Origin of the sequence: Alkaliphilus serpentinus, from assembly GCF_009017255.1 — a bacterium.
Lineage (GTDB): Bacteria > Bacillota > Clostridia > Peptostreptococcales > Natronincolaceae > Alkaliphilus_D > Alkaliphilus_D serpentinus.
The window spans coordinates 1-3752 of sequence record NZ_WBZB01000077.1 but is presented as its reverse complement, the minus strand read 5'-3'; the positions used below and the strand labels follow the sequence as shown (position 1 = coordinate 3752).

General features: G+C 28.2%; 4 protein-coding genes. 2 read left to right on the top strand and 2 right to left on the bottom strand.

Annotated features, from left to right (window positions below):
• Positions 1 to 4: 4 nt before the first annotated feature.
• Complete coding sequence (locus tag F8153_RS15750) at positions 5 to 649, bottom strand: helix-turn-helix domain-containing protein (protein ID WP_151867314.1); 645 nt, start codon at positions 647 to 649, stop codon at positions 5 to 7.
• Between the two features lie 422 nt (positions 650 to 1071).
• Between F8153_RS15750 and F8153_RS15745 the strand changes: the two genes are divergently transcribed.
• Positions 1072 to 2379 (top strand): hypothetical protein, encoded by a 1308-nt coding sequence (locus tag F8153_RS15745; RefSeq protein WP_151867313.1) that lies wholly within the window; start codon positions 1072 to 1074, stop codon positions 2377 to 2379.
• A gap of 307 nt (positions 2380 to 2686) precedes the next feature.
• Positions 2687 to 3355: a hypothetical protein gene (locus tag F8153_RS15740; RefSeq protein ID WP_151867312.1), complete on the top strand. Its 669-nt coding sequence runs from the start codon at positions 2687 to 2689 to the stop codon at positions 3353 to 3355.
• 167 nt (positions 3356 to 3522) lie between these two features.
• Here F8153_RS15740 and F8153_RS16295 read toward each other — a convergent pair.
• Positions 3523 to 3752: hypothetical protein (locus F8153_RS16295; protein ID WP_192929868.1), on the bottom strand; the 230-nt coding region annotated here is incomplete at its 5' end.

Here is a 3752-nt window from a genome sequence, read left to right as displayed (position 1 = left end):
CACCCTATGGGTTCATTATAAAATACTCTAACGAGAAAACAAGTATTTTAGTACTAGATTCATAGTCCTTAATTTTTTCAAAGAAAAGGGATATCAATACTAAGATTCTAATTTCAAATAGGTTATATGAAAAATTTTTATATTTTTTTAAATTGAAGTTATCTATAGTCAAAGCTAGGCAATTAGTTAACTTTTCAATATTTTGAAATATTATAGTATCATCTATGTCAACTTGAAAAAAATCCTTAGTGCTATACAGAAAGATTTTAAATTGTTCAACTTCAGACTTATTCATTACATTCAATAGACTGTTATCTCTATTTTTCGTGGAATTATTTAGTTCATTTATCAAATTATTAATTAAGCTTATGTCATTATTCATAATTATATTATCTATTTTTTTATAGTACATATGAAATTCTATCTTCATTCTATATTTCTGTAGCTTAATGTTTAAATCACATTTATATACTCTAGATAATATATCTAATGTATCATTTTTAGGAAACACCATTCCATTTTCTACTCGCCTTAATGTATCAGTGTTTACTCCCGTACTTTCATATACATTTGTCTGAGTCAATCTGCATTTTTTTCTTATAGCACGAAGTTCTTCACCGAATTTCTTTAGATCATATGAGTAAGTCAAATTATTACCTCCCCTACCCCGAATCAATTCGGGTTACAAATTGTATACCATTATTATATAATTAAAAAGAAAATAATACCATAAATACAAATTAACGGGAGGGTGCCAGATGAGATCCAAAAGAGAGAGAAATAATAGTATTTTAATAAAATTGATTATTATATTTTTTTTCTTCTTTTTATGTTTAGGATATTCATACAGTTGTGAAGGTGATGACTTTCCAAGAATTTTTAATATTGAGTTTGTGTAGTAGTTTAAAAATTATACATTAAAAGTTACAAATATATTTTTATTTTTCAAGAGTTTTATTCTGTAATTAATTAGAAAGAGGGTGTTTATATGTGAAATCTACTTAACAAAAAAGTGTTCTTATGGTTACTTAAGTTTCGAAGAAAAGAAGAAATTTTAAGGGAGGAAGTAAAATGAAAAGAATCATTTCTAAGCTGCTAGTTTTAATTATGGTATCTATCATGTTAATTCCAAATGTTGCAGCATACTCATCACATATCGATAATAATTTAGATATTATTAAATTAGCATATATTAAAGATGTTGGTAATAAAAGTGATAATTTAAAAACTAGTATAATTGATGATAATCAATTTACAATTTTTAATAACGATTTGAAAGCAACTATTACAAACGATGAAATATCAATAATAGGTACCATTAATAAGATACCAATTAGAATTTTAGCACAACCTAAATCTAATGCTACTAATTTAAATGTACACTTATATAATAGTAAGGATTTAGAAGAAAACATTAATATAGTATACTGTTCCTATGAAAGGGAAGTTGATAAGTCATCATTATATTTTAGAGATTATTATAATAACAATAGAAAAGACATCCACAGTATTTTAAAAATCTATGCAATTCCGAAAGATAGTAAAGATTTTGTTATAATTGAAATATTTAATCCTAAACTAGATCAAAACAGATTTTTTACTACATCTTTAACAAACGGTATTAATAAAGAAAGTGATGAATATTTAGATCAGTTTTGGTATGCAAAAGTATTCGAACCTGTTGAACAATTTATTGAACTAGAAAATAGAAATAGTTTAATGTCTATAAATACTCAGGATAATTTAGGAAGATATACATTTACGTTTAATCACTTAGGCGGAACAATAAATCAAGTATTTGAAGTATGTCGATTCATATCATGGCCCGATTCGTTTTCTAATCACGGTAGTTTCGTAACAAGGTTTGGTGTCACAGATGAATACACTCAATCAGATGATTGGCCAAATGATGAAGGCGATTGGTCATACATGAGAGCTTCCAATGTAAAAATAGATATTGCAGCGGATTCTAATAACTATTGTGACAGACACGAAACAGATGGGTCTGTACACAAATCATCTGGCGTAAATGTAAGTTATGGATTCAATTTGCTAAATATAGGCAGTATTGCCTCTATTACAGCTTCATATAGTAATGGAGGTACACACGACATCAATGATAATGTTTCACACAATGCACCTGTTGGGGGGAAATACCCTAAGCAATTAAGAGTTGCTCTAGGTTCATCATATAGACTAGAAGATGTAGGGCATTATTTCTCGTGTGATTGGAGAATAGCAAATGAATCAGCACAGCCAGCAACAAATAAAGAGTTAAAGATTAAATTTACTTATACTATGACTAATCTACTGGACTATACTCATTGGATAAATGGTGTTAAGACATATACCAAAACAGTAAGATATGATACTGACTAATAAAGTTTGAAATGATATAACACTCAGTAGATTAAAGCTCTATTAGAAACAATTAAAGGTGGAACCCACATACACCAATTAAACCCTACTGGTAATGCAGTAGGGTTTTCTAAGCTGGTTCAATTTTTAAAGTGTCACTGTCGTATAAATAAATAATTTACATCAGCTGCATAAATGGTATAAAATGTAATAGATGATAGTATTAGTTAATCATGAAAATTAGAAAATGAATATGCTTACAAAGTTTTACATGAAAAGTATACTAATAACTCCATTGGGGTTATTTAATAAAGAAGGAGGGAACCACTTGAAAAGATACTTTAATTACCTATTAGTTGTGATCATTATTATTTTGATGGGTCTAATATACGTTAATACTCCTTATAAAAAATTTGGTATAAACTATGCTAGCTCAATGTATAATCAGATGATGAGTTCTCTTTTGCAAAATAAAACTATACTAGATGAAATCACTTCTTCTGATACTATTAAAATTGGAAATATTGTGGAACTGCATGCGAACTATCTTAATGTGTATTCTAACTTAGCAGAGATGGAAAGGTTTAGTGAATATGTAAATTATGAAATCAGAAATAAACGTCCGATAATTCAAATTGTAAGTGATTTTTATAGATTTACAGGTGATTTAATACAAAATGATGCCTCCTTTGATATTTATCATATACAATTAGAAGATCATATATATACCCTTTCTAAGGAGGATGCTGTAGTGTTTTCCATGATGAGGGAAATCACTAACACACTCATAAATACAATCATGATTAATATGCCCAGTAATTATCAACTCAGTTATGAAAATCATATTGTGAGAAACTTGGATTTTAAGATTTGGTTAGAATGCTATAATGACTCCAATAGACAGATTGAGGAGTTTATCATGGAAAAATATAAATTGAGTACTGTTTCTAATGGAGTCATTGGAGATGATTTAATTAATAGAGTTAAAAACAAATAGGTTTCAGGTTCAGATGAGATTAAGCAAATCATGATGATTATAATATCTTTATATAGGGGGGACATGGGGACAGGTACATTGTCCCATTCTATAGCAAAATTAAAAACCAACGTGCTATGTCTGTTGTGGTAACAGATATAGCACGTTTTGTTGTTTTTGCAGTGGTTCTATGGAAATCTCTGTTGGCTCTTTAAAAAATCAGTAAACCAGTTATCGTAATATTCTTCTATATCCTCAGCATAGTATTTATAGATTTCCTCATCATTTCGCATATACAATTCTACAATATTTGTATCAGGGTTTAACAAAATTGAAATGCCATCTGCTAATATAGAAAAATCATGAAATGTAATTTCTACTGGGTGTTTATAATGGATGGTAATATATTTCAATGATG